Source organism: Marinifilum breve (assembly GCF_003202155.1).
GTDB lineage: Bacteria > Bacteroidota > Bacteroidia > Bacteroidales > Marinifilaceae > Marinifilum > Marinifilum breve.
In genome coordinates, this window is record NZ_QFLI01000014.1 from 60077 (window position 1) to 86386 (window position 26310).

Annotated in this window: 16 protein-coding genes and 2 pseudogenes; 7 read left to right on the top strand and 11 right to left on the bottom strand. The window is 35.8% G+C overall.

Going from position 1 to position 26310, the window contains the following annotated elements; translation table 11 throughout:
- Positions 1-84 precede the first annotated feature (84 nt).
- Positions 85-1419 carry an isocitrate lyase/phosphoenolpyruvate mutase family protein gene (locus tag DF185_RS21635; RefSeq protein ID WP_110363605.1) on the bottom strand — a complete coding sequence of 445 codons (1335 nt, stop codon included), beginning with the start codon at positions 1417-1419 and terminating at the stop codon, positions 85-87.
- 346 nt (positions 1420-1765) lie between these two features.
- On the opposite strand from DF185_RS21635, the gene DF185_RS21640 reads away from it, so the two are divergent.
- The 5 genes from DF185_RS21640 (at position 1766) to DF185_RS21660 (ending at position 7718) form a co-directional block, all read left to right on the top strand.
- Entirely contained in the window at positions 1766-2689 is a 924-nt protein-coding gene (locus DF185_RS21640; protein WP_110363607.1) for a helix-turn-helix domain-containing protein, read from the top strand.
- Positions 2690-2809: 120 nt separating this feature from the next.
- Positions 2810-3553 carry a phosphatase PAP2 family protein gene (locus DF185_RS21645; RefSeq protein ID WP_110363609.1) on the top strand — a complete coding sequence of 248 codons (744 nt, stop codon included), beginning with the start codon at positions 2810-2812 and terminating at the stop codon, positions 3551-3553.
- Positions 3554-3594: 41 nt separating this feature from the next.
- Entirely contained in the window at positions 3595-5034 is a 1440-nt protein-coding gene (locus tag DF185_RS21650; RefSeq protein WP_110363611.1) for an MFS transporter, read from the top strand.
- Between the two features lie 235 nt (positions 5035-5269).
- Positions 5270-6994, top strand: coding sequence for an endonuclease (locus tag DF185_RS21655; RefSeq protein WP_110363613.1), 1725 nt, complete (start codon positions 5270-5272; stop codon positions 6992-6994).
- A 79-nt stretch (positions 6995-7073) separates the two neighbouring features.
- Positions 7074-7718: a hypothetical protein gene (locus DF185_RS21660; protein WP_110363615.1), complete on the top strand. Its 645-nt coding sequence runs from the start codon at positions 7074-7076 to the stop codon at positions 7716-7718.
- A gap of 83 nt (positions 7719-7801) precedes the next feature.
- Here the strand turns inward: DF185_RS21660 and DF185_RS21665 are convergent, their stop codons facing one another.
- From DF185_RS21665 to DF185_RS21675, 3 genes are all read right to left on the bottom strand, one after another.
- Positions 7802-8746 carry an endonuclease I family protein gene (locus DF185_RS21665; RefSeq protein WP_110363617.1) on the bottom strand — a complete coding sequence of 315 codons (945 nt, stop codon included), beginning with the start codon at positions 8744-8746 and terminating at the stop codon, positions 7802-7804.
- Positions 8747-8817: 71 nt separating this feature from the next.
- The gene (locus DF185_RS21670) at positions 8818-11271 is read right to left on the bottom strand and encodes a DUF5689 domain-containing protein (protein ID WP_110363619.1); all 2454 of its coding nucleotides are present in this window, start codon (positions 11269-11271) and stop codon (positions 8818-8820) included.
- A gap of 27 nt (positions 11272-11298) precedes the next feature.
- Positions 11299-13974: a carboxypeptidase-like regulatory domain-containing protein gene (locus DF185_RS21675; protein WP_133250123.1), complete on the bottom strand. Its 2676-nt coding sequence runs from the start codon at positions 13972-13974 to the stop codon at positions 11299-11301.
- 649 nt (positions 13975-14623) lie between these two features.
- Here DF185_RS21675 and DF185_RS23995 point away from each other — a divergent pair.
- Positions 14624-15607: pseudogene (locus DF185_RS23995) on the top strand (endonuclease/exonuclease/phosphatase family protein); the annotation flags it as partial.
- On the opposite strand, the pseudogene DF185_RS24245 reads toward DF185_RS23995, so the two are convergent.
- The 4 genes and pseudogenes from DF185_RS24245 to DF185_RS21695 form a co-directional block, all read right to left on the bottom strand.
- Positions 15596-15646 (bottom strand): annotated as a pseudogene (locus DF185_RS24245) (hypothetical protein); the annotation flags it as partial. The pseudogenes DF185_RS23995 and DF185_RS24245 overlap by 12 nt on opposite strands.
- 291 nt (positions 15647-15937) lie before the next feature.
- Complete coding sequence (locus DF185_RS21685) at positions 15938-16651, bottom strand: DNA-binding domain-containing protein (RefSeq protein WP_110363622.1); 714 nt, start codon at positions 16649-16651, stop codon at positions 15938-15940.
- A 201-nt stretch (positions 16652-16852) separates the two neighbouring features.
- Positions 16853-18049, bottom strand: coding sequence for a hypothetical protein (locus tag DF185_RS21690; RefSeq protein ID WP_133250124.1), 1197 nt, complete (start codon positions 18047-18049; stop codon positions 16853-16855).
- 18 nt (positions 18050-18067) lie between these two features.
- Positions 18068-20644, bottom strand: a complete 2577-nt coding sequence (locus tag DF185_RS21695; RefSeq protein WP_110363626.1) for a TonB-dependent receptor — start codon at positions 20642-20644, stop codon at positions 18068-18070.
- A gap of 745 nt (positions 20645-21389) precedes the next feature.
- On the opposite strand from DF185_RS21695, the gene typA reads away from it, so the two are divergent.
- Positions 21390-23189: a translational GTPase TypA gene (gene typA, locus DF185_RS21700; RefSeq protein WP_110363628.1), complete on the top strand. Its 1800-nt coding sequence runs from the start codon at positions 21390-21392 to the stop codon at positions 23187-23189.
- Between the two features lie 76 nt (positions 23190-23265).
- Here typA and DF185_RS21705 read toward each other — a convergent pair whose 3' ends face one another.
- The 3 genes from DF185_RS21705 to DF185_RS21715 are packed head-to-tail and all read right to left on the bottom strand — an operon-like array spanning position 23266 to position 26198.
- Positions 23266-24861 (bottom strand): DUF6029 family protein, encoded by a 1596-nt coding sequence (locus DF185_RS21705; protein ID WP_110363630.1) that lies wholly within the window; start codon positions 24859-24861, stop codon positions 23266-23268.
- Positions 24858-25355, bottom strand: coding sequence for a TlpA family protein disulfide reductase (locus tag DF185_RS21710; RefSeq protein WP_207784723.1), 498 nt, complete (start codon positions 25353-25355; stop codon positions 24858-24860). The genes DF185_RS21705 and DF185_RS21710 overlap by 4 nt, the downstream gene beginning before the upstream one ends.
- A gap of 15 nt (positions 25356-25370) precedes the next feature.
- Positions 25371-26198 carry an Omp28-related outer membrane protein gene (locus tag DF185_RS21715; protein ID WP_110363632.1) on the bottom strand — a complete coding sequence of 276 codons (828 nt, stop codon included), beginning with the start codon at positions 26196-26198 and terminating at the stop codon, positions 25371-25373.
- Positions 26199-26310: the final 112 nt, after the last annotated feature.

The window sequence follows — 26310 nt, forward strand, 5'->3', positions numbered from 1 at the left end:
TAGATCTGTAGAAAGCAGCAAAGTGTCTATACAAAGGAATTCCCCTATCAAAAGAATTTGAATTCAATTGATAGGGAAATTGTTTTATTTTTGAGAATCATCTTCATATACGATGAAATCGGCATGTCCGAACCCTTTTGAGAAATCAAGTAATGAAGCAACTACAGGACGGAAACGGTACAGAATGGTATTCGGGTCTGGATAAACCTTATCTCCATCACCGTATTTTGCCTCTGCAATATCAGGAAATTTCTCCAGCAACAATCTGTGAAATTCCTTTATCACTTCAACATCAGTTTCAACTTCTGCATAAGCAGCAAATGAAACACCACACCCTTCAGTTACCAGCTCATATGGTGGTGCAATTGTAATAGATACACGTGGATCTCGTGTTATATTTTTTGCTTTCGATGATGTTTTAAAAGTTTCGAGATAAATATTCTCTCCCATATTAACAAAACCAACAGTGTTTGCCTGTGGCCATCCATCTTCTCGAGTTGTGGCTATTGTCATATCCATTGTTGAAGAAAGAATTCCAATCAGTTTCTCACGGAATTCTTCAGTCATGCCACTAACACCATTTTGGTAGATTCTTTTCTTTATTACATCATCAATTTCATTATGAATTTGCTCTTTCTTTGCATCTATATTTTCCATACTATTTTGCTCTTGTTTGTTTACTAAATCTGATAAAGTTGATTCTAAGTTTTGATTCATTGCTGTCAATAATGAATTCCCCATACTTACACGTTTTACGCCTAAATCATTTAATCTGTCAAAATCAATACTGTTAGGATCTTGAACCATATTAACAGGCAAGCTTGTGGCATTTGTTACAGCTTTAATATCATCTGATTCATTAATAAATGGCACAAAAATGCCATCCACTCCAGCCTGATCGTAGAGTTTTACACGCTTTAAAGTTTCCTCAAGAGTGTTTTGAAGTTCCCTGCCAAAAAAGCTCATAATGTATGTATCTACTCTAGCATTAATAAACATTTCAATTTGAACTTGTGCTAGTTCTTTCTTAATGGCAGCAAGCTTTTGTGCTTGAACTTCTGCTTCAATTAACAAAGGTTCATTTACGATTGTACTATCTTCCAAATTAACACCTACAACTCCTAATCCTGCTAATTCCTTAATCTTATTGGCTATTTCTATGGGATCTTCACTATAACCTGCTTCCAAATCTACTGTTAGTGGCAGCCTGGTAGATTTAACAATGCGTTCTATCATGAACTTTTGTTCTTCAAAAGTCATTGTTTTACCATCCTCATAACCAAACATATCTGCAAATGCACTACTTGCTGTTCCGATTGCCTGAAACCCCAATTTTTCAGCCACTTTAGCACTTGATGCATCCCACACATTACCTAGCAATAATGGTTTGTCTTGATAATGTAATTCCTTAAAATTCATCTATACTCCTTTCTTGTTTACTCTACTATTTTTGAAATTTTACAAAGAGCTAGCAATCCTTGCTTCAATAACTTACAACAACAAAAGTAGATAGTCCAATCCCCTAAACTTTATACAGATCACAGTTTGTCAGATACAGATTACAGAAGCATTTCCATTGGGTAACAAATCGCATTCAAAAGATGAATTGGCTATAAAACATTCATAAATGATAGACAGTAAATTGTAGCATAGTATTTTTCTGTAATTTGTATCAGAGAAACAGTAAAACCAGTAATTTTTAAGTGTCAAGAATTCTATACTTTTGTACTAATTAGAATGATAGTAAGTGTTAGGAGATCAAGTCATGAGAGATATAACATTCATAAAAACAATTTCGCAATTGAATGAGTTAATGGGAACTGATAAACCCAGTCACCCATTAATTTCAATAGATTATTTTGACCTGAATAAACCAGAAAAATCGTGTTGCAATTCAATAGATAAAAGATATGTATTGGAATTGTATCAAATCGTTTTGGAGGAAGGTGCAGAAGGTAAACTAAGATATGGAGGAAGTACATATGATTTTCAGGAAGGATCTCTTATTTTTCTGAAACCTGGACAAATGTTTTATAGTGATGGCAGCTACAAAAGTTATCACAACAAAGGCTGGTCATTAAGTTTTCATCCTGATCTGATTCGCAAAACAGACTTGGGAGACAAAATCGATGATTATTCATTTTTCTCTTATGATGCAAACGAAGCATTGTATTTATCGGATAAGGAGAAAAAATTCATTTTAAATATAGTACAAACCATTGAGCAGGAATACTGTCATATCATAGACAAACATAGCAATGAATTGATTATTACAAACCTGAAATTATTGCTAGATTATAGCAAACGCTATTACGACAGACAACTCTATACTCGTACAAACCTAAACAAAGATATTGTAAGTCGTTTTGAAAAGCTTCTTAAAGATTACTACAAGCAAAACAAACAACTGGAATTAGGCATTCCAAGTGTAAAGTATTGTGGGGAAGAACTTCAAATGTCACCAAACTACCTGAGTGATCTGCTACGAAAAGAAACTGGCCGAAATGCTCTCGATCACATTCATCATTATGTGATTGAAAAAGCAAAAACCAACTTATTAAATACTGCAGACGGAATTAGCCAGGTTGCATTTGATCTTGGCTTTGAACACGCTCCATATTTTAGCAAGCTATTTAAAAAGAAAACTGGAATGAGTCCTAAAGACTATATCCAGAAAGCAGAAAATTAAATTCGTAATACCATTACTTAAGGTTAATAAGGAAGCCACCCAAATTAGGTGGCTTTTTCCATATGCCTCCTCTCCTATTCAAAAAATCTTCTATTTTTGTTGGGTTTAAAAATATAACCCGTGAAAAATAAGCTACTAACACTTCTATTCCTTTTGGTCATATCAATTCAATCAAAAGGTTTTAATCCTGTTCAACAAGACTCCATTCCCTATTTTAAAAACTCCAGAAACATCTTAAATCCAGGTTTGGGAAAAGAAGTTTTTAGCAGTAAGAACCTCATTATATTTGGCGGTTTGCTAGGAGGTGCTTTCTTGATTGATGAATGGGCCAACGACAGAATTAAAGACAACCAATCTTCTTTTGGAGGCAAATACACAGATTTCTTTAATGAATTTGGTGAAAAAAAGATCATTGCTCCTTCGATAGTAGCAACTTGGGCAATTGGTACGATTATTAAAGATGAAAGACTTTCTAATACAGCTCTAAACTCAGCGAAAGCATTGGCTACAGGAGCAATTTTAACCGAAGGAATTAAAATTATTGCAGGCCGTTCTCGTCCTGATCAGATGCAAGGCAATATGCACTTTGATGCTTTTGGAGGGAATACCAATAATACCAAATCATTTCCTTCGGGACATTCATTTGTGGCATGGTCTGTGTTTACTCCTTTTGCCGAAGAATATAGCAAATGGATCTATGTAATTCCTGCATCGGTAAGTTTAGCCAGAATGTATCGAAGCAGACACTGGTTCTCAGATGTTGTTTTAGGTGGAGGAATTGGCTATTTTGCAGGCCTTTATTTTCACAAACGCAAAAATCAAAGGGTATTGTTTAGTGGAAATGGAATAGTAATCAAATTTTAAATAACAACACAAACAACCTACACAACCAAAAATTTTTAGTTATGAGTATTACTAAAGTATTTAAAAAATTTCCCAGAACCTTTTGGGTAGCCAACACAATTGAGCTTTTCGAACGATGGGCATGGTATGGCTTTTTCATGTTATTTGCCAACTACCTTACGGGATCAACAGATATTGGAGCTCTTGGACTATCCCAAGCACAGAAAGGAATTATCATGGGGGTTGGAACAGGAATTCTATATTTCCTTCCTGTAATTACTGGTGCTATTGCTGATAAATATGGCTATAAACGTGTATTAGGAATTTCATTCGTTGTATACAGCACAGCATTTATTGCTTTACCTCTATTCAATACATTTGCTGGAGTATTTGCTATGTATTTGTATTTGGCATTAGGCGCAGCTTTATTTAAACCTATTATTTCCGCTACGGTAGCAAAAACAACAGATGAAGAAACCTCATCAATTGGATTTGGGATCTTTTACATGATGGTTAATATTGGTGCATTTATTGGCCCTTTGGTAACACTTGCATACAAAGACAGTGGTTATACTACTGTTTTCTACATTTCGGCTGGTGTAATATTAATCAACTTTATCCTGATTCTATTCTACAAAGAACCTGAAAGAGAAATCAAACAAGAATCATTAGGGGAAGCAATTGGTAATGTATTCAAAAACATAGGAACCGCACTAAGCGATTTTAAATTTGTGATTTTCCTCCTTCTAGTTGCAGCATTCTGGAGCATGTACTATCAATTGTTCTTTACCTTGCCTGTATTTATTACTCAGTGGGTTGATACTTCATCAGTTTACAATTTCTTTGAAGGTTTTATGCCAGCAGTAACGGAAACTTATGGTAAAGGTGGACAAATGGATTCTGAATTCATCGTGAATTTCGATGCCATGTTCATCATCATCTTCCAGATTATCATTTCATCAATCGTAATGAAGCTGAAGCCATTAAAGGCAATGATGGGTGGAATTTTAGTTTGTACAATTGGTATGGCATTAACCCTTTACACACAAAATGTTTTGTTTGTAATTACAGCGATATTTATTTTCTCAATTGGAGAAATGGCTAGTTCTCCAAAAATTACAGAATACATCGGCAGAATTGCTCCAAAAGATAAAGTTGGTTTATACATGGGATGTTCATTCTTACCGGTATTTGCAGGTAGCACTCTTGGTGGTGTAATCTCAGGTAATGTATACGGGAGCATGTCAGATAAGGTAAACCTTCTGGTAAAAGAAGTTGAAAAAAGAGGTTTAGATATTCCTGCTATCTCTAAAGATTTCTCAGCCACAGAATATTTCAATAGAGCTGGTGAATTAATGGGTATGAACCAAAATGAATTGACTCAATTTCTTTGGAATACATACAACCCAGATAATATCTGGTATGTGATTTTAGCAATTGGTTTATTTGCCGTTGTTGCACTTTATTTCTACGACAAATTACTATTAAATAAAAAGTCTTAACAATTACCATCGCAAAATGGTTAACAATTCATGATCCCGCTTTGGCGGGATTTTTTTGTGTCATTTTCATCAAAATATTATTGAAAAATAAGGCTATATAGCAGATATTTCATAATTTGGCCTCAATATTCCGTGCAACAGCAGTCACTTTTCTGTGATTTGTTCGTAGTATATACAACCACAACCATTTTTATGCTTTCAACCAAGGTATTAACAACGTACTAAGGATTTGTATATGATTAGAATTCTACGCACAAAACTCTATATATTAATTATTCTTTTAGCTAGTGTATTTACTACATTGGCTCAAACTTCTGTTGAGCAATATTACCTGAATGCTGAGGGTAAATCAGGAGTTGAATTAAAAACAGCTCTTCACAATATCATTAAAAACAATACTGTTTTACCTTATACATCGAGCAAGTATGATGTTTGGGATGCTATGAAAGAAACTGATGAAGATCCCAATAATCCTAATAATGTCATTTTAATTTACACTGGACGTAGTGAATCTAAAAATTCCAAAGAATGGAATCGTGAACACATTTGGGCCAAATCTTATGGTTTAGGAGATCCATACGATAATCCTGGTGCCTCTACGGATATTCATTGTCTTCGACCATGCGATGGCAGCGTTAATACAGACAGAAGCAATAAATATTTCGACAATGGAGGAACAGCACACCATGAAGCAACAGAGTGTAAATACGATTACGATTCATGGGAACCTAGAGATGAAATGAAAGGTGATGTTGCTCGTATGATTTTTTACATGACCGTTCGCTATGAAGGAACTAACGGAGAACCTGATTGCGAAATGACTAATGATATGAGTTTATATCGATCAGGTCAATCCTATCATGGAAGACAAGATGCATTGCTAGAGTGGCACAAGCAAGATCCGGTTAGCGATAATGAGATTGCTCGAAACAACACAATTTACAGACTTCAAGGGAATAGAAATCCATTTATAGACCATCCGGAATATGTCAATTACATTTGGCTAAACGAAAGTCCTGATGAGCTCAACCTTACCTCTACAGTTCCTGTAAACAACACATCCAATGTAGAAGTGAACGCTGAATTAATCGTGAATTTTACTCAAGAAGTTTCGGCGGGAGAAGGAAATTTAATTATTCACAACAAGGATGATGATAGTATTTTCGAAACCATAAAAATGAATAATACTTCATTGGTTACTTTCGATGGTAAAACTGTTAAAGTCCTCCCATACAATAATTTTAAGGCGGGAAATAGTTACTATATTAAAATAGAAACCAATGCCATTAAAAATGCCGATGGAGAATATTTTAAAGGCATAGACAATAATTATACATGGACATTCTCAACAGGTAATTTGGTGCTTGATCCACTTGAAATTACAGCCAGAGTTCCTCTAAATGAAGCAGAAAATGTTAACACTGATATTGAAATCAGTATGGATTTTAATCATTCTGTAAGTGCTGGAAATGATAGTGATGGATTTAAAGTTTACAATTCGGAAGATGAACTGGTACAATATTTGGGCGCATCCAATACTAGCATAGAGTATGACGACAATGTGATTACAATAAGTTTAAGCAACGAATTGGAAGAAGGCGAAAGCTATTACATTTTAATTGATGAAAAGGCTGTAAAGGATGCTGCAGGCAATTATTTCGTAGGAATTACGGATAAAACAGAATGGACATTTACAACGGATAGAACTACAAGTATTGATAGCCCTTTTATCAGTGATGCAAAACCAGCATTCTATCCCAACCCAAGCAGTGGAACCATTTACCTGACCAATCAACAAAATGTAGAAAAAGTTAGGATTATTAATCTAACTGGAAAACCAATTTTGGAAGAAAGTGGGCAAACTTCGTTAAGCTTGTCTAACTTGCCAAAAGGCATTTACATCCTTACATTTGCCATGAAGGATGGAACAAGAATCTCGAAAAAACTAATCAAGAAATAAGAAAAGCGGTTGAATCATCAACCGCTTTTTCTATTGGTTCACTTTATCATCAATCACCTAATGCAATTCGTTCAAGCAAATGAAATATCGCTTACTAACAATCTTACTTTCTTTCTTAGCTCTATCTTCATGCGAATTTGCTCAAAAAAGATACAAAACTGATTGGGACAAATGGAAGAAGTACAAATGGATTCTTAATGAGAATGTAAGAAATGATATAAACTCAGGCTATACGTACTATAAGAAAGACGCAAGCTTTAACTTTATCCGTTATAATGAAAATAATAGACTTGTAATCTGGGAATTTAAAAATCACAACTATGCATCAATCGATAGTATCAATTTTTTTGAGAATATAGATTTAAGTAATTTTAATTCATATCCTGGCCAGATATTTAATACAAAAGGTTTTCTTGAAACATCAGTAAGAATCAATTCTGATTTAGACATTGACTTAAATCTCAACTTAAATTCTGATTCTAAAATCTATGAGTACATTAATAAGGACAAAGTGAAAGGAATTATTGGCAAGGTTTCACAAATGTCGCTTAGCGATAAAACTGGTTACCATCAGGTTCTATTTAATTTTCCTTTTAAAACCTTCAATGTTGCAATGCTGTTTTTTAAAAGAAATGATAGTTTTTTTATTCTGATACTCTATCCGGAAGATGGTTTGGTAAGGGATAAATTCAAGGATCTCAATTTGCCTGAACTAAATGAATAATAAAGCGGGTGTTCCAAAGTGCATTTTTGGAACACCCGCTTTCGTTTTCGATCAAATCACAATTACGAATTGTTCATTGATCATTACTCTTTCCAAGCCGCATCCTTCTTGTCGCCGAATACGTACTTCACCAATTCAGGATGGTCTATGAATGGATTACGATTCTTCTGGAAACCGTAAATGATATTGTTTCTTCTGATTTCATATGGATCTACAGGATCCAATTCATTCCACTTCAACAAATCATCCAACTTACCCATACGAGCTTCTTTATTAATAACTCCTGAGTTATCAACTTTAAAGTCGTAACGAACTGCCATGTAAAAAATCATACGAGCAACATCACCTTTAGCGCTTAATGGCGGTTCATAAAATTGAGTATTAGATGTTCTAGGGCCATTCACATCGCCAAAATTTTTATTGCCTCTGGTACTGTTTTCTTTACTGTATGATGCTCTTAAATGATGACCATCGGTACCTGCTCCCTTATCGGTTCCAAAATCGCCATGCGATTTGGCCCAAACATGCTCTCTGTTCCATTCGTCGCTTACACCAGCGCTATGGTCATTTTTAGCTCTTCCTGTTTCTGTATAAATCTGCCATACTTGTCTTTCATCCGCCGGATTCTGATCACCTGCTTCGCACATGTCCCAAACATCGTAAGATGAACTGCTGGTATATGACAATTTAATAGCGCCAGTAGAAATAATTTCCTGCAACTCCTCTCTCAAATCATTTCCCTTAAGAGTAGATGCAGAAGTATAATAACTATCAGGAATACGAACCGACAACATGTGCTGTCCCTCTTCCACTGTTGCTACATACTCTTTTGGAGTATAATTCACTATAATCTTACCTTCTGAGTCTACGTTAGGAGTCAAATAGTTCTCTCTATCTGGGTTCTTATCATCACCAGGCTGATCTGGTTGTTCAATATCAGTATCTGGTGCTGAATCATCACTGCTTCCCGAGTCACAAGAGAACAAGAAGAAGTTGAACATTAACAACAGTAATAAAATCTTTTTCATCGTTCTAACAATTTATTAAAAAATAGGGCATTGCTAAAGAACAATGCCCTAAAATTATTTTATCAACTTACTTATTCAATTGTAATATCATCAACTAATAAATCGTAAGCTTGTTCTTTACCAACTTTTAAGGCAAATAGAGATTCTCCTGCTGTTGTTTGAAGAGCAACATCAGTAATGTTTAATGTAACTTTAACCCATTCTCCACTTGTATCAATAGTTCCAGTATAGGAATTAGACGAAGAAGGTTCAATAGTTGCTGCTGCAGAATAATCTCCTAAATTAAATTTATCATATCCATCAGCTTTGTACACATTTAGAGATAAAGATTTACCAGAAGTACCTTTAATGTAGAATACAATTTTTGTTTTCCCTGTAGCATCAAATCCTTCTGGGACAGTAGCAGTAAATACATAATCATTCTTTGTTGGAGTACCTTTAAGTAGTAAAGCATTAGAACCATTATGCGCATCTGTACTTTGAGTTGCATAATCTTTCAAACCATAGCTATTTAAAGCACCTGTAAAGGTATCCCAGTTTTCAAAATCAGAACCTGGGAAAAGGCTTGCTGCATTGATATCACCTCCATTATCGCCACCGCCAGTGTCGCCACCACCTTCTGTATAATTGAATTTCACGTTATCAAGTTGCCATGTTCCGCTGTTATCTTTGCTTCCTGTATACTTAAAAGCAATGTGAACTGTTCCCGAATATGATGAAAGATCGATATCACCCGAGTTCGTAAATTCACTGCTGTAACCTGTTGCATTTTTAGGAGCAAGTGTTACAGTTAGTGGCTGCCAATTAGCAGCAGTTAGATCCTTATCGAAATCTGTTGCAATAAATACTTCTAAAGTTTCTTCCTTAGAATAACCTGCCTTTGTTTCGAAGCTAAAGTTTTTATTAGCAGCAGCATCAAGATCTAAACCTGGAGTTACAACCCAAGCCTCCATAGCATCCAATTCTGAATTATAACCTGATGCCTGAATGTACTTATTACCACTGTACTCTTTACCAATCCAGTTTCTATCACCTGCTGTAGCTCCAACAAACCAACCTTCTAATGCCACATCACTCTCTGCAGTAACATTATCGAATGCCTCATTTAATTCTGTTACAGTAATATCAGCAGGAGGAGTTGCTGCGGTATTAAACTTCACATTATCAATTTGGAAAGTACCACCTTTTGTACCAACTTCTGCTTCGTACTTGAATGCAATGTATACTACACCATTATATCCCGAAAGATCAATATCTCCCGATTTTACCCAGTCCGAATACTTATCAGCTGTTCCACTGGCAATATTAGCAGACAATTCTGTCCATGTAGCAGAATTCACATCTGTTGCCAAATCCGTAGAAATCAACACCTTCAAAGTAGCACCAGTATTGTATCCATTCTTAGTCTCGAAATTAAAAACCTTATTCTCAGCATTGGTAACATCCAAACCTGGAGTAATCAACCAAGAAACATTTCTCGCATCTTTAGAATTGTATTCCGAAGCCTGAGCATATTTAGTACCATTGTACTCTTTTCCTTGCCACTTACGTGTTCCTTCAGTATATACATTATTCCATCCTTCAAATGCAATATCTTCGTAATTTACAATTGCGTCAAAAGCTTCATTTAAACTGGTAACTGAGTTTCCTAAAGTAACTTCACCAGCAGATCCACCACCAGTAGATCCATCGAAACGCTCACCAGTCATGTCAACATCTTCAGTAGAACGAATCATCATCTGCTTGTCATTACCAAACTTACTTAAAACACCAACAATGGTACCCGAACCTTGTGGTAATACTTCATCGTAGAAGTTACTGTAACCACTGTTACGTACAATTAACTTGTTTCCTTTTGGACCAACAAGATCACGATTCGAACTTTTATCCTTTTCAGCATAAGTTAAAGTACCGTCCGCATCTTCGAACTGAGCAGCAGTAATCTTTACCAATGTGCTTACCAATGAATTGTACAAATCGTTGTCTTTAAGCTCCTCAAGAGAAACTTCTTTTGGCTGTAGCTCTACTGGTAGACCATTCAAGAAGATGTGATCTTTAATCAAACCAGGATCGATACCTGCAAGGTTTGTGTAATTACCTTTCTGAAAAGTTCCTCCTCCAAGCTGAACCAATCCATTGTAATCACCCAAAACTAAACCTTTTGCCTTAATGAATACCTGCTGTCCAGGTTTCATCATTGAAGAAAGACCTTTTTCATTAATTTTCACTTCGATACCACCAGTTGCACCTTCGCGGCTATCCTGAACAATGATTTGTTTGTAGAAGTTTCCTTCAGTATCGTCAGATACAACGTACCCTTCAATTACTAAATCTTCTTCAATAGTTTCAAATTCACCATTGGTATGTTTTGCTTTTAAATCAGCAATTGCTGTATTTGAAGTACCTTCATACTTAGGTACCATAATCTCTGGTTGGTCAAAATCATTGTCAACACAAGCTACAAAGCTGGTTGCAAGACCCGCTGTAATTAATGCAGCGTAGAAAAACTTTTTAATGCTCTTCATTATATCTTAGTTTTTATAGAATTTAGATTAAAAACGAACACTTAGGTTCACGAAATAAGTACGACCATAGTAGTAGTACAATTTATCTCCAAAATTACGATCTGAATCTACAGACGATCTACTCTGTTCGTATCCTCCGGTAGTAATATCTGTATCATCCAAAACATTGTTTACACTTGCATTTAAAGAAATGTAGTAATCATTAATTTTCCATGATTTACCAACATTCAAATCTAAAGTGAAAGCTTCATCAAGCTGACGCTGATTGATCGTAGTATTCCAATCATCTGATCCTGGAGTAAGACCTTCAACTGCTTTAGAAGTTCTTCTTGCAGGATGGAAATCCAAGTATGTATCATCGTAATAATTGGCATTAATACCAGCCCACCAGTATTTAGGTGAAGAGTATTTTAATCCAACAGTAGCAGCTGTTTGCGGAGTTCCAGGAACATAGAAGTTCTTAGCATATACTGTATTGGTTTCACTTTCCAAGTCAATATCTACTGCAACTTCTTTCATTTCAGGTCTTGAATCATAAATATATTGACCTTTAGATGCTGCGAAAATCGCTGTTAAGGTCGGAGTTAATTTTGCTTCAACACCCAATTCAACACCCATGTGTTCTTTATCAATGCCTGTTAAAATTGCATTTACAAAAGCACTTTGTCCATTCTGGAAGTTACTTGTAAAATAATTTCTAACTTGAGTTTGATCCTCGAAACGAGTGTAGAAACCTTTAATGCTTGCTTTAACAAATGGTGAACGCAATTGGTAACCTGCATCGAAAGACATAATTTTTTCTTCTTCCAAGTTGTCAACCCATTTGTTTCGAGTTCTTGCTGATTCAAATGCATTTCTCAAGAAAGGAGCTCTGGTTTGATAAGCAGCATTTGCAGTAAAATAGTTACGTCCGTTTAACTTGTAGGTTAAACCTCCTTTAACACCAAAGTTGGTGAAATCTTTCTTACTACTTTCTCCGTATGATTGATCAGCAAAGATAGCTTTTCTCATGTTACCTTCTCTCCACATTTTTGTCTGACTAACTTCAGCACCAATGTAACCTTCCCACTGGTTGTAAACAAAATCAGTTTGCGCAAAGAATCCTGCTTTTCTCAAATGAATATCGTAATCGAAACCAAAAGTATCACCTTCTTTTACTTTTCTATCCGGATTATTCAAATCGTTATCTCTCATTGAAGTTGGAGCATACTTGTCGTAATCCAATAAGTATTCAGCACCTAACAAATCGTCCATTACATTAAAACGGCTACCAATGTAGTAAGTGTAATCCAATCCAGCTGTTAAATTCCAGTTGTTGTTAATTTCCTTGGTATATGTTGTATTGGCCATTAACTGTTCAGCATCGTAACGATTCTCTTCCACATAGTACTGTGCATTAGGATCGTTGCTATTCACCTGGTACATTCTATCCCAATCGATGTGACGAACTTTTGGATCAGTTTTCCATAGTCTTGCAACCTCTTCAGGATTTGCTGAGTTACTAGGTAACTTATTGTAGTAGTCCGGACGTGGATCAGGAGCATTAAACCATCCTAATCTGGTGCTACCATTACGTCCAAATGTATATGAAACACCTGTTTTCAAATTGCTTTTCTCGTTGATTTTCCAATCGTGGTTCAACATGAAAACTGGTTGGTGAGACTTGCTCACTCTTGAATTTCTCTTATCGCCATTCTGATATCCCCAGTATGGGTTGTAGTAGTTATCGCCAACAAGATCGTAAACTTCCTGAGTTGATGCACCGCCTTTACCTCTTTCGCTAGGAGCTGCAAATACAGTAAAGTTTATGCTATGATTATCATTCAACTGCTTGTAAGCAGATAGGAAATAGCTGTATGCATCGTAAAAAGTAGCATCAACATATCCTTCATCTCCCCAACGGCGAGATCCAGATACTGTGAATGCCCATCCATTCTCCATTAATCCTGTTGAATGAGTAGCCATTACACGGTTAGCGTAACTTTTGTTCGAGCGAGAGTAAACCAATTTGGTTCCTACTCTCTGGTCTTTTGCACTAGTGTTGATGTTTGTTGTTCCTCCAACACCGCCAAATCCAAAATCATTTGAACCTAGGCCATAATATATTTCCTGGTTACGAGTAGCATCGTTCAAACCACCCCACTTGTACCAGTATCCTCTACCATTCTCCATGTCGTTCATCAACATTCCGTTCATACGGATGCTGGTATTGTCGGTGCTGTATCCACGAGTTTTGAATCGCAACTGACTGAAGACATAACCTGCATTCGAAACAAACACATCTTTTGAACTTGCCAACAAGCCAGAGATGTTCTCTTTCGAACCTTCATCATCTAATTCCTCATCGGTTAAGGAAGAAAAGTCGAAATCCTTTAAGGATTGACTCAAAGCGCTTGGCACCAATTCAACCACCTTAAGGTCAATTGTGCTTCCTGCGACAACATTTACTGCCATCGACACGCTTTTAAAATCTTGTAAAATAAACTCCAGCAAGTGTTTGCCTTGCGGAACTTCAGAGATCAGAAAATTACCCTCAGCATCGGTAAAAGTACTTAAGTTGGTACCCAATACTTCAACCTTTACCTGAGATAGATAATTTCTGTCTACAGAGTTTCTCACCTTACCACTAACATTCCCGGTTTGGGCATGCAATGCAAAAGATGACAGTACTCCCATTAGTAGAAACAGAAGAATCTTTTTCATGAAATTAAATAATTTGATTAGTACAGTTAGGTATTCGGAACTACCTACCTCTCCCCTGGTAAAAGCAAATTCCAAAAAACCACAAATTTGCTTTCAACGAAGTATTTGTTGAGGGATTATAAAATGGTGTGTTTTAACGATTGCAAAACTAACAATATTAATTACAATCTCATATTAAGAATAGGTTAATTTGATTAAGTAATACAATATCTGTTATCAACAGTGGCGTTTAGAGCATAACTTTTGACTAACAACTACATATCAAAGATTAATGTAGTCTGAAGTCATTATTAAGATGTATAATTTAATACCTCGTCCTTATTCTATTTTGCACCAAAACCTTCAAGAATTTACTTACAATGACAAAGATGTCATAAGAGTGCAATTCTTCTTTTCCTGATTTTAGATCCGCTACTAACTAATTCCGTTTTTATAATCGCCAAAAAAGCTTTAATATTGCAACGCAATTCGTTGCCAACCATTTTGACTGTAAAATCAATCTATTCTCCCCGATTGATTGGGATATTTTCCATTCCCTTGTTTTATATAGAAATTTAGAATCAAACTATTGCAGAAGCTTTTCTGCCATAATTACAGAATTCACATGATAAGAATGAGAACAATAGCAGCCTTATTATTGGCTTTTTTAATGGTTTCATTTGGTGAGTCGTTCGCACAAAAGAAAGACTACCAAGTGGCCTGTGTAGGTTTTTATAATTTGGAGAACCTTTTCGATACAATTGACGATCCAAACAAACGCGATGAAGAATACCTGCCAGGAGGAAAAAGAAAATGGAGCAAAGCCAGATACGAAGACAAACTATTCAATATGGCTCACATCATTTCTCTAATGGGTAAAAATGGTGTACAAGAAGGGGTGTCAATTCTTGGTGTTTCGGAGATTGAAAACCGCAGAGTATTGGAAGATTTGGTACAACAGTCTCCAATTAAAAACAGAAACTACCAAATTGCACATTTCGAATCGCCTGATAAGCGTGGTATTGATGTAGGTTTACTATACAACCCTGATCATTTTAAACTTTTGGATCAGAAGAAATACAAATTTCAACCGCTTAAAGAAAATGGAGATACGCTTTACACTCGCGATCAGTTATTGGTTAGCGGATTACTATTTGGCGACAAGGTTCATGTAATTGTAAATCACTGGCCATCGCGATATGGTGGTGAAAAGAAAAGCCGTCCGAATAGAAATGGAGCTGCTGCAGTTACTCGTTCTATTGCCGATTCACTTTTAAAAGATGATGCCAACGCAAAAATCTTTATCATGGGCGATTTAAACGACGACCCAATCAACGAAAGTGTGAAGAAAGTAATTGGTACCAAAGCAAGCAAAAAGAAGGTACAAGGAGGTTTATTCTACAACCCATGGGAAAATCTATACAAGAATGGTATTGGAACCCTTGCATACCGCGATAGCTGGAATTTGTTCGATCAAATTCTTCTTTCAAACCCTTTGGTACACACTAAAGGTGGATTCACTTACCTAAAATCGGAAATATTAAGAGAGAAATTCATGTTTACCGAGAGTGGACGTTACAAGGGATATCCTAAAAGAACTTTTTCATTTGACAACTACGTAGGTGGTTATAGCGATCACTTGCCAGTGTTTGTTTACCTTGTAAAGGAAAAATAAAACACTGATAACTTTTATTTAGAAAGGCCGAATCCGTAATGGGTTCGGCTTTTTTTATAAAGGTTTGAAAAGTTTGAATGGTAAAAAGGTTGTGATATTTAAAGGCCAATATTATTAACCTGAGTTCGATTTAAAATATTTTGGTGGGGGATCGCCACAAGTACTTGTGGGAGGTTGCCACTAACACTAGTGGGGGATCGCCACTCGTACTGGTGGGAGCTTACCACTAGTACTTGTGGGACTCTACCACAAAAAAATCCGGATACTTAATCAAGTACCCGGATTTACTCTAATAACTTTTTCAAAGTTCTATTCAACAATTAGCACATGCTCAAATTGCGTTTTCCTTGGCTCTTTTACTACCGAATTGTTTGATGAATATTGCGTAACAATCTCCAACTCGTAATTACCTGCCTCTATAGAGGGAACCATCACCATTAATTGTTTTGGTTCGTTGGATATAATCTGATCGCATTTGTGACGTGTATTATCTGTTTGGTTAATAAGGTAAATACCAACAGAAGCATCATCACCAACAATTTTCAAACGGTTTCCTCTCACAATTATCACATTGTTAGGTGTGATATTACTGTCTTCACTCTCGCTTAAACTATCAATTACTTTTCCTACTACAGGCTCGTTGGTGAGAGTCCCAAGAATTTCTACATTGGTTTTCTTTAACTCTTCACGCAATTCAGTGCCAGAAGTAAAAGAAGCAATTAATCGGTGCTCTTCTGGATTGAATCGATCGGTAACTCCATTGAAAACACCATTTACGGTAAGGTGACCATGAAACACACCTGTATTCACACTATAGCCTTGCGCCATCTTTTCAATAATTACCTGATTGCTGCGCGTAAGGATATCAACAATGGTTGCTTCGTTAAGTTCCGAACCACCTTTTATAATCTCTCTGGCAATATCCTGAAGTTTGAGGTTGCCCATTGGCTTTACCCTTGCATAAAAATCATTAGGACGAGGAGTTAAAACATTGTTTTGCAACCATAAATCTATTCTATTCATAACTTAAAGTTTTAGTGATTTGATTAATATTCATTTTACACTAAACAAGTTCATACAGTTTACATACAATGTCAAGGATATTTATTATGTCATTAAACACAGGGGTTTATGCAATAAATATTTTATCATTTCGTTGCGCATCCATAAAAAAATCCCGAACCAACAATAGGTTCGGGATTTAATATATCTAATGAAAGAAATTTATTCTACTACAAGCACAAATTTATCTCCTTCTTTTTGGTAGCGTTTCTTAACACTGTTAGTCGCTCCACTGCTATAGAATTTATAAGTAACCTCAAACAAGGCTCCTTCTTCTGCATCAGGGAAACGAGTACTTAAAACATGATTAATTTTGGCCTGAAGAACATTCTCTACCTCAACATCCTGATAAGTACCAGCTTTATCATCGTAATAACCAAAGTTCTTATACTTCTCATCACCTGTCAACTCATAGTCTGCATCGGCAAATTCATAAGTAGTAATTACAATTATTTCCCATCCGGTCTTTGCTTTAAAAACAAACTTATCGTCAGATTCAACAGAAATATCAGTCACTGCATAATCTCCGGCATTCCAATCGTAATAAACCGATCCTTTCAAGCTCCAGTCAGTTCCATCGAACAAATAAACCACTTTGTCCTCGTTGTTTCCGTAGTACTTATACTTCACAGTAACAATATCATCTGCCACGGCTTCCGGATATTTTGCAACAAGAAAATCAGGCAAATAATCTTCTGGATCATCATAACTAGAAAAATTATCATATTTACCAGGGCCATCACCCATTGAATCATAATCCTCACTAGCTAATTCATATGCATTTTCAACATCAAAACCTGCATTGGTTTTATCGGTTTTGGTCCAAACTGTACCATCAAATTGATATTCCTGATATTTATCCACAGCTGTACGAAGCGTATATTTAATCACTACTTCATCGCCCTCTTCCTGTGAGTATTTGAATTTATCTTTCAAGAAAACAGAAACATAAGTATCCATTTTAGATTTACTTGAAAAATTAGCGTATTTCTGACCGAATTCCACAGTGTAATCCTCATCTTGTAATTCATATTCATCATCTTCTGAATATAAATCTGCAAAGAGAGCGGTACCATCCAGTGTATAGAATACATTAATCAGATTACCATCATTACTAGCATTAGCTGCATATTTCTCAGTTAAAATCTGAGGAATTAATGTTGCAGCTTCTTCTTTAGATGCAAACATATCAGTCTTTTCAACAATACTGTAATCGTCTTCTTCAAGAGTTAAGGTTTCAGGCATATCGATACCAGCAGCTTTTGCCTCTTCGTTTAATGTATCAATAAACTCATCGTTAGGATCACAAGCCGACAATAAAGCAACTGCACATCCCATATATAATAGTAACTTCTTCATTTAATTCAATTTTAAAATTTAGAATCTAACTTTTAAACGTATTGAAGCTGTACGGCCAAATCCATAATAACCATAAGCTGATCTCCAATCGTGATTTTCTCCATCAGTAGCATCAGAAAGATATTCGGTATTAAATACGTTAAATACGTTTCCGTATAAAGTCGACTCTAAACCTGCAATCTCGAAATCATATTTCACATTCATATCAAACAAGCCATAGTCAGGCATTTTCCATGCTTGGTTACGGTCATTGATGTCTGTTCTATCAGATACTTTAAAGTAAGAATACAAATCAGCGTAGTAATTGTAGTTCACTCCTAATTTAAGGTTGTTGAAAACCTGATAATCTAGACCGATAGCAGCAGTTGTTTGAGCTGCATCTCCTACCTTAAGGTCCTTAATATATACATTAATGGTTTCTTCTGAAGTATCGTCTCTGTCATCCATGTTTACACCATTTCCAACACCATCGCTAACCCATTGCCAATCTCCTACAGAAGCCATACCCGTTAAAGTCAACTTGTCTGATAATTGATATCTTAAATCTAATTCAACTCCCATGTGAAGAGCATCCAGACCTAAAACATTAAATCTCCAATCATCACCACCTCTTTTTTCTGTAGTAGCTAAGGATTTATCCATCCATCTGGTATAATATCCATTGATATTAATAGCCAAATCACCAGAACGATATCCGTAACCTAGCTCTGCAGAATAAACTCTCTCATTTGCAGCATCTGGGTTAATATCATTCTTGTAATTTAAGAATACACTATTAAAAAATGGTGCTTTCTCAAAATAACCAACATTAACAAACACATTGTGCTTCTCATTCAAGTTGTAATTTGCACCTGCCTTAACGCTATATCCTAAAAAATCTTGCCAAGAAGTTTTCTGCTCTCCTGGCTTATATTGGAAATAATCAATACGACGATATCTACTCTGAGTCACAGATGTTGCCACAAATGCACTTAAAGCATCTTTTTGGTATTCTGCTTGAGCAAATAATCCTCCCCACATGATTTCGCCATCATTATTATAGTATACTGCATCACCTTTCTTCAATCTTTGATCCTTATCTCTGTTCAGATTAACACCTTCTCCTTTGCTATTAACATCAAGAAAATATGAACCTCCAAGCAAGTCTTCAATTTCAGAACGATGCTCTCCGATATAGTATCTTAAGTCTACACCACCAGATATTTTTAAATTTTCATTTAATTCTGTTGAGTAGTTAGACAACACACCATACCACTGGTGAGAGTTGATAGAGTTTGTGATAATTGCACTAGAACCAGATGTTGAAGCAGCATTGTCGGCAATAATTCCGTCAAAATCAATATGCCCTTCAGGAGTAACTCTAGTAGAACCAATAGAACCATCTGAATTATATCTCATCCAGTTTTTATCTGCCCCATATGTACTTCGTCCACCACCATCTGAAATAGAAGCATACACAGAAGTCGATAAAGTTGACTTCTCGTTAATTTGCCAATAGTGATTTAAAGAAGCCTGTGGCTTGTGGTAGTAATTGTAGGCAGTATTGTAACGCTCTCCGTTTCTGTACCCATAGTCAAGGTTACGTTTAATACCATCTTTATGATTTTCATAATCTGCAATCTTACCTCTTGTGCTTCTTTGGTTATGCCATTGTGGAGCACCAAACACAGTGAAAGTTAAACGGTGATCGTCATTCAATTGTTTAGCTACTGATAAAAAATATGACCATCCTTCATAGTCTGTAGATTTCACATATCCATCACCAGTATTACGCGACCCTAAAAATGAAATAGCCCAGCCATTATCCATCAATCCAGTAGACAATGTCAGCGATTGCTTTTCCATACCATCATTACCGATACCATAAGCAAAAGACCCTCCTTTTTTAGCATCAGTCGAGTTAGTTAAGATATTAATCGTACCTCCAACAGCTGGCGTCGCTACTTTCGAAGCTCCTAAACCACGCTGAACTTGCTGGCTACGAGTAACATCAGAAAGTCCGGCCCAGTTCGACCAGTAAACTTTCCCATTCTCCATACCATTAATCGGCACTCCGTTAATCATCACACCGATATTATTAGATTCAAAACCTCTTAAGTTAATTCTTGAATCACCATAGCCACCACCTGCTTTAGTAGCATAAACACCAGGAGTAGATTTTAACATTTCTGGAAATTCTTGAGTACCCAATTTTTCCGCGATAATGGCAGGAGAAATTGTAGATACAGCAACTGGAGTTTGACGATCTACCGCCACAGAAGCCATTACACTAACTTCTTTCAAGCCAACAGCATCTGACTCAAGTTTAATGTTACCTAAATCCTGAGCTCCTGATAGTGCGATTTCCTTGTCAAGAAAACCAACGAAGCTAACTACAATTTTTGATGTTCCTTGAGGCACTTGCAAAGCAAAAGAACCATCAAAACCTGAAACTGTACCTGAAGTTGTTCCTGGCACAACAATAGAAGCTCCTGGTAAACTCTCACCAGAACCTCCATCCACGACTACACCTTTTACGGTGGTTTGAGCAATAGCTGCAACGGACAGCATCAATACAGCCGCCATTGTCAAAATACTTCTCATTGCATTTTTCATAAAATGAATTGTTAGGTTAGTAATAGTGTAGCAAAATTGCTACAAAATCATCTCACATTCCTTGGAGAAAAGGATTACAAAAATGGTTCGTTTAAAACTTATCAACAAATAATCAACAATCATTTGCTTAGGATTCATCCGATAATTTATGCCGTTAGTCGAAAAAATATTTTGACCCTAAAATACCGAGGCAATTTTTTCTAAAAACCTAGAATTTATATCGAATTATAAGTTCATCACTTCTAAAATTTAGGATTCGGAAGATAGTGCTTTTTATTCAATTTACACAAATTCAAACCTCCCAAATATTTAGTTTAAAAGCAATTCCACTCTATCAATAAAACAATGTAATTCTTGAACTCGTCAATAATTCTGCGAAGGTACAGTTTTTTCTTTTTATCACTAGTCTAATTGATTTGATTCTAAATTACCTTCTCCTGTTTTAAAGCGCAGCAAAAGTATCTGCAAAATCCAAATTGCATGTTAAGTTATCTTTAATAAAGCGATAAGTTAAAGAGGTAATTTTCCTAAGTATTAAATTATTCCACCTAAAAAGATTGATTCACAAAAATAAACCGTACTTTTGCAGCCGCATTTTTAGTAGCGCAATCGATTCTGCCACAATTAATTCACAAATTTAGTGTGCGAATCTTGACATTTACAGGGAGAAGCTTTACTATGAAAGCATCCTTTTTCAGTGATATTGACTGATTTTGAAGACACAGAGTCATAAAGAAGATACGAGATGAAGAAACTAAGAAACATTGCGATTATCGCTCACGTTGACCATGGTAAAACCACCTTGGTTGATAAAATGATAATGCACAGTAACATTTTTAGAAAGAATGAAAATCCGGGTGACCTTATCCTTGACAACAACGACCTGGAAAGAGAGAGAGGTATTACCATTTTATCAAAAAACGTATCTCTTGAATACAAGGATGTAAAAATTAACATCATTGACACCCCAGGTCACTCCGACTTTGGTGGAGAGGTTGAGCGTGTTTTGAATATGGCAGATGGAGTACTTTTGTTGGTGGATGCCTTTGAAGGAACCATGCCTCAAACTCGTTTCGTATTGTCTAAAGCGCTAGCATTAGGTCTTAAACCTGTAGTAGTTGTAAACAAAGTTGACAAACCAAACTGTCGTCCTGAAGAAGTACAAGAACAAGTATTCGAACTAATGTTCAACCTTGAAGCTACAGAAGAGCAGCTTGATTTCCCAACCATTTACGGTTCGGCTAAAGAAGGTTGGATGTCGAAAGATTGGAAAAAACCAACCAATGACATCACTGCAATTCTTGATGCGATTATTGAATACATTCCAGAACCAAAAACTTTGGAAGGTACTCCTCAAATGTTGATTACATCTCTTGATTTCTCGAACTATGTAGGTAGAATTGCCGTAGGTAGAGTTCATAGAGGCGAACTGAGAGAAGGTATGGATGTTAGTCTTGCCAAGCGTGATGGTAGTATTAAGAAATCAAGAATTAAAGAACTACATGTCTTTACAGGCTTAGGTAAAGAGAGAGTTTCCAGCGTTCAGTCTGGTGAACTTTGCGCCTTAGTTGGTATTGATGGATTTGATATAGGTGATTCTATTTGTGATATCGAGAATCCAGAACCACTGGATCCTATTGCAATTGATGAACCAACCATGAGTATGTTGTTTACCATTAACAATTCTCCATTCTATGGACAAGATGGTAAATTTGTAACATCTCGTCACTTGATTGATCGTTTAGAGTTAGAATTAGAAAAGAACCTTGCACTGAGAGTAGTTCCTACTGATTCTGCCGATTCATACAATGTATTTGGTCGTGGTGTTCTTCACTTGTCAGTATTGATTGAAACAATGCGTCGTGAAGGTTACGAACTTCAGGTTGGGCAGCCACAGGTAATTATTAAAGATATTGCAGGTGAAAAATGCGAACCTATTGAGATTCTTTATATAGACCTACCGGAAGAAGTTTCAGGTAAGGCTATTGAGTTGATTACTCAACGAAAAGGTGAAATGCTGACCATGGAACGTAAAGCTGATCGCATTCACCTTGAATTTCACATTCCATCACGTGGTATTATTGGATTAAGAAACCAGATTTTGACTGCAACTGCAGGTGAAGCTGTAATGTCGCACCGTTTTCACGAATATCAAGCATTCAAAGGTGAAATTCCAGGACGTATTAATGGTTCATTAATTGCTATGGAAACAGGTACTACATTTGCTTATGCATTGGGTAAACTACAGGATCGTGGTAGATTCTTCGTAGCTCCTCAAACCGAAATTTATAAAGGGCAGGTTGTGGGTGAAAATACTCGTGCTGGTGATTTGGATATCAATGTTACCAAAACAAAGAAGCTAACCAACATGCGTACATCAGGTACTGATGATAAGATAAGATTGGCTCCTCCAGTGATTTTCTCATTGGAAGAAGCTTTAGAGTATATTCAAGGTGATGAATATGTTGAAGTAACGCCAAACAACATTCGTCTTCGTAAAATCTTACTTTCTGAACACGATAGAAAAAGAGCTTCAAAAGCATAGATAATTTTAACTTAAAATAAAACCTGATAGAAATAAAATCTATCAGGTTTTTTTATGATGCTTTATAATCATCATCCTATAGTTTCCAGGCTAAACTTACACTAAGAGCCTTCGCTCCTGGCAAAAATTTACAAATTCCTCCTACACAAGTATAGCCATCTCGGGTTTCTCCATAAGATAAGGAGATTCTTGACTTTTTATGTGCATAGGCAGCACCAAACAAGTAATAGTGTTTCTCCTCTTCTCCAAAATTATACTGATCGGAAACAAATACTGAAAATCCTTTGCTGTTGGCATATTCAATTAAAAAGGTTCCCCAGTTTCCCAAATCATTTTTGGTAGCCATAAATCCCAGTTCGGTTTTTATGGAATGTTTTCTATTAATTTTTGTCAATAAATCGGCAACAAAAACATGTGAATACACCAGTTCTTTGCCTTGAATGTCATCTTCTATCAAGAATTTATTGTATTCCTGGTAGGTATATTCTACTATTAGTTTATATCGCTTACTTATTTTCTTTTCGATTTGTAATCCATGTTCGCTCAACATTTTTTCACGCCAATACAAAAATTTGCCTTTATTGTTTTCCAAATCATTTTGACTGTAAAACACCGATGAATTCAATTTTAATTTAGTACCATACTTCCCTCCCAACAAACTATTCTTTTTGAACTTATAAAAAACAGAAGCGTTAAAGCCTATTTCGTTATTCTCCTTCGACTGATAGGTGTAGATGTTATAAATATTATAGCTATGAATATTGGCAATACTAGGCAGGTAATTCATCTTGTAATTAAATACATCTTCATCCTTTCGCCCATCTCCATTTCCATCCAACTCTCGTTCGTAAAGCAGCTGCATATTATCAACTGCTCTAAAATTTAGATTTACACCAAATCCTTTCACCGAATAAGATGGAGAAATTTGTAAAGCCTTTCCTTTTCTTCTACTATATAAATTTAGAACATTGGCATCTGGAGTTTTGTAGGCAAATTCTGTATTTAGGTTAAAATTGCCGAAGTTCACCCCTACTCGCCCTGAATACAATTTCACATTATCATGTTGTGTTGTTCTCTTATCTGTAAATTCTTCCTGTTTCAACAGAGCTGAAAAACCCAAAATCACTCCTGCATTTTTAATATCGAAATTTACCTCGGCATCGGCACCATACAAAGTAACGTCCTGCGTGTCGAAGTAAAAATTAGGCTTTCCTGCGATTGCTTTCAAGCGCAAAAAATCAAAAGGAGAATAATGTACACCCAATCCAAAGGTAGACTGATCCACACCAATATCTCTTTCTCGAAACGATCGATAAATTAATCCTCCACCAAATTGTTCATAGAAATCTCCCAGACGCACATTTAACTTTTCTGATTGGTAAGAGATATATTTCTTCGTTAATCCATGATCATCGTAGGCAGTTGCGTAACCAAGCAAGGGGTTTGGCAAGTAACTTTCAAAAGTTCCTCCGGCTTCGAATTTTCCATATCGGTACGATAGGTCTAAATAATTATTGGAAGCAAAATCTTTATCCCTAATATTTTTAGCGATATCATTAAAATAATATTGTGAGTTCGACTCAAAAGAAGCATTTAAAATTCCTTTTTGCTGCGAAAATCCCACCAAAGGAAAGGTTGCAAGTAATAGCATGTATAAGTAGTACTTTCTCATCTTGAGCTTAATTCTTTAAATTTCTGATACAATTCATATTCTGCACCTACTGTATAGGATGTTTTTTCATAAACTATTTCACCCTCTTTATTCACAATTAGCGAATAAGGAATTGATGATATATTCAAAGCACGTTTTAATTCACTATTGCTATCAGAATATACCTCAAATGGCCAATCGTTACCATTCACAAGGCTTTTTAACTTCGCATTCGATTTGCTATCATCTACCGAAATGACAATCATTTCAAAATCCGATTCATCCTGCCAGTCCTCATATTCATCAGAAATAGCATTCATCTCAATTAAACAAGGCTTACACCATGTAGCGAAAAAACAAATTACAATAGGCTTGTCTTTTACTATGTTTCTAATATCAATACTCTTTCCGTTTAAATCTTTAATGTTGATTTTGGGAATTTGCTTTTGTGAAAAAGCATTTAAACTATATACCAGTATAAATAGTAATCCCGTAATGTATTTTATTTGTTTCATATGATTTAAGTTTTGTTATTGTTCTGCATGAAAATCAACTTGTCCACTTGCTGCTACAATTTGTGTATTTAAAACTTCATCAGAAGATTCTACAAACACAACCACTTCCAAATTTGCTGAATTCTTACCCGTGACATTAAAACTTTGATTTACTTCAAATACATTTTCACTTACGCTTTCAGACTTAGGAATATTCTGCTGTAATATTGCTTGCTGAAGAACGTGATTGTGATTAAAATCAGTAATACTTCTTGGCGAAGATTGGTATTTGGAACCAGCAAACTGATAATTGGTTTGAGTTGAAATAATATTATTCTCCAATAAATACACGGTATAATTCAGGTTTGAAAAATCCTTATAGAATTTAAACTTTAAATTCACATTAATGTTGGATCCATCTACATCTGAATTCATGGCGATGGCAACAGCTGAACTTGTAGAATAATCTGTAGCATCAAAATCATTTCTGAACGAATGACTGGTATGTTTATCTACAATAACCGTAGTTTGGGAACTAACAGCATTTTCTGCAGCTACATTAATGGCTGTTTGATTTTCGAGCTGTGAGCCTAAGAAATGGATGGCCACTGGAACAAAAACATTCTTATCGGCATCCTCAGATTTTTCAATGGCTAAAATACAATTGCCACACCAGGTTGCAACGTAATCTTCAATCAACACACGTTTGGTCACAGTAATTCCACTATCTGCATTTTCTACATTTTCCCCTTCAGAGGTTTCATTCGGATTATCTTCCACAATTAATTTTTCGTCGGAAGAACAAGCAGATAAACTAAGAACAATAATTGATAATAATATCTGGTAAGTAATTCTTGCTTTCATAGATTTTGATTTTTAATTCAACTTCTATATGCAAGTTCATACTATACATAGAAAAAAAATGTGAGCCAGATCACCAAAATGACACTTTTCTCATAAAATATTTCTTCAATTG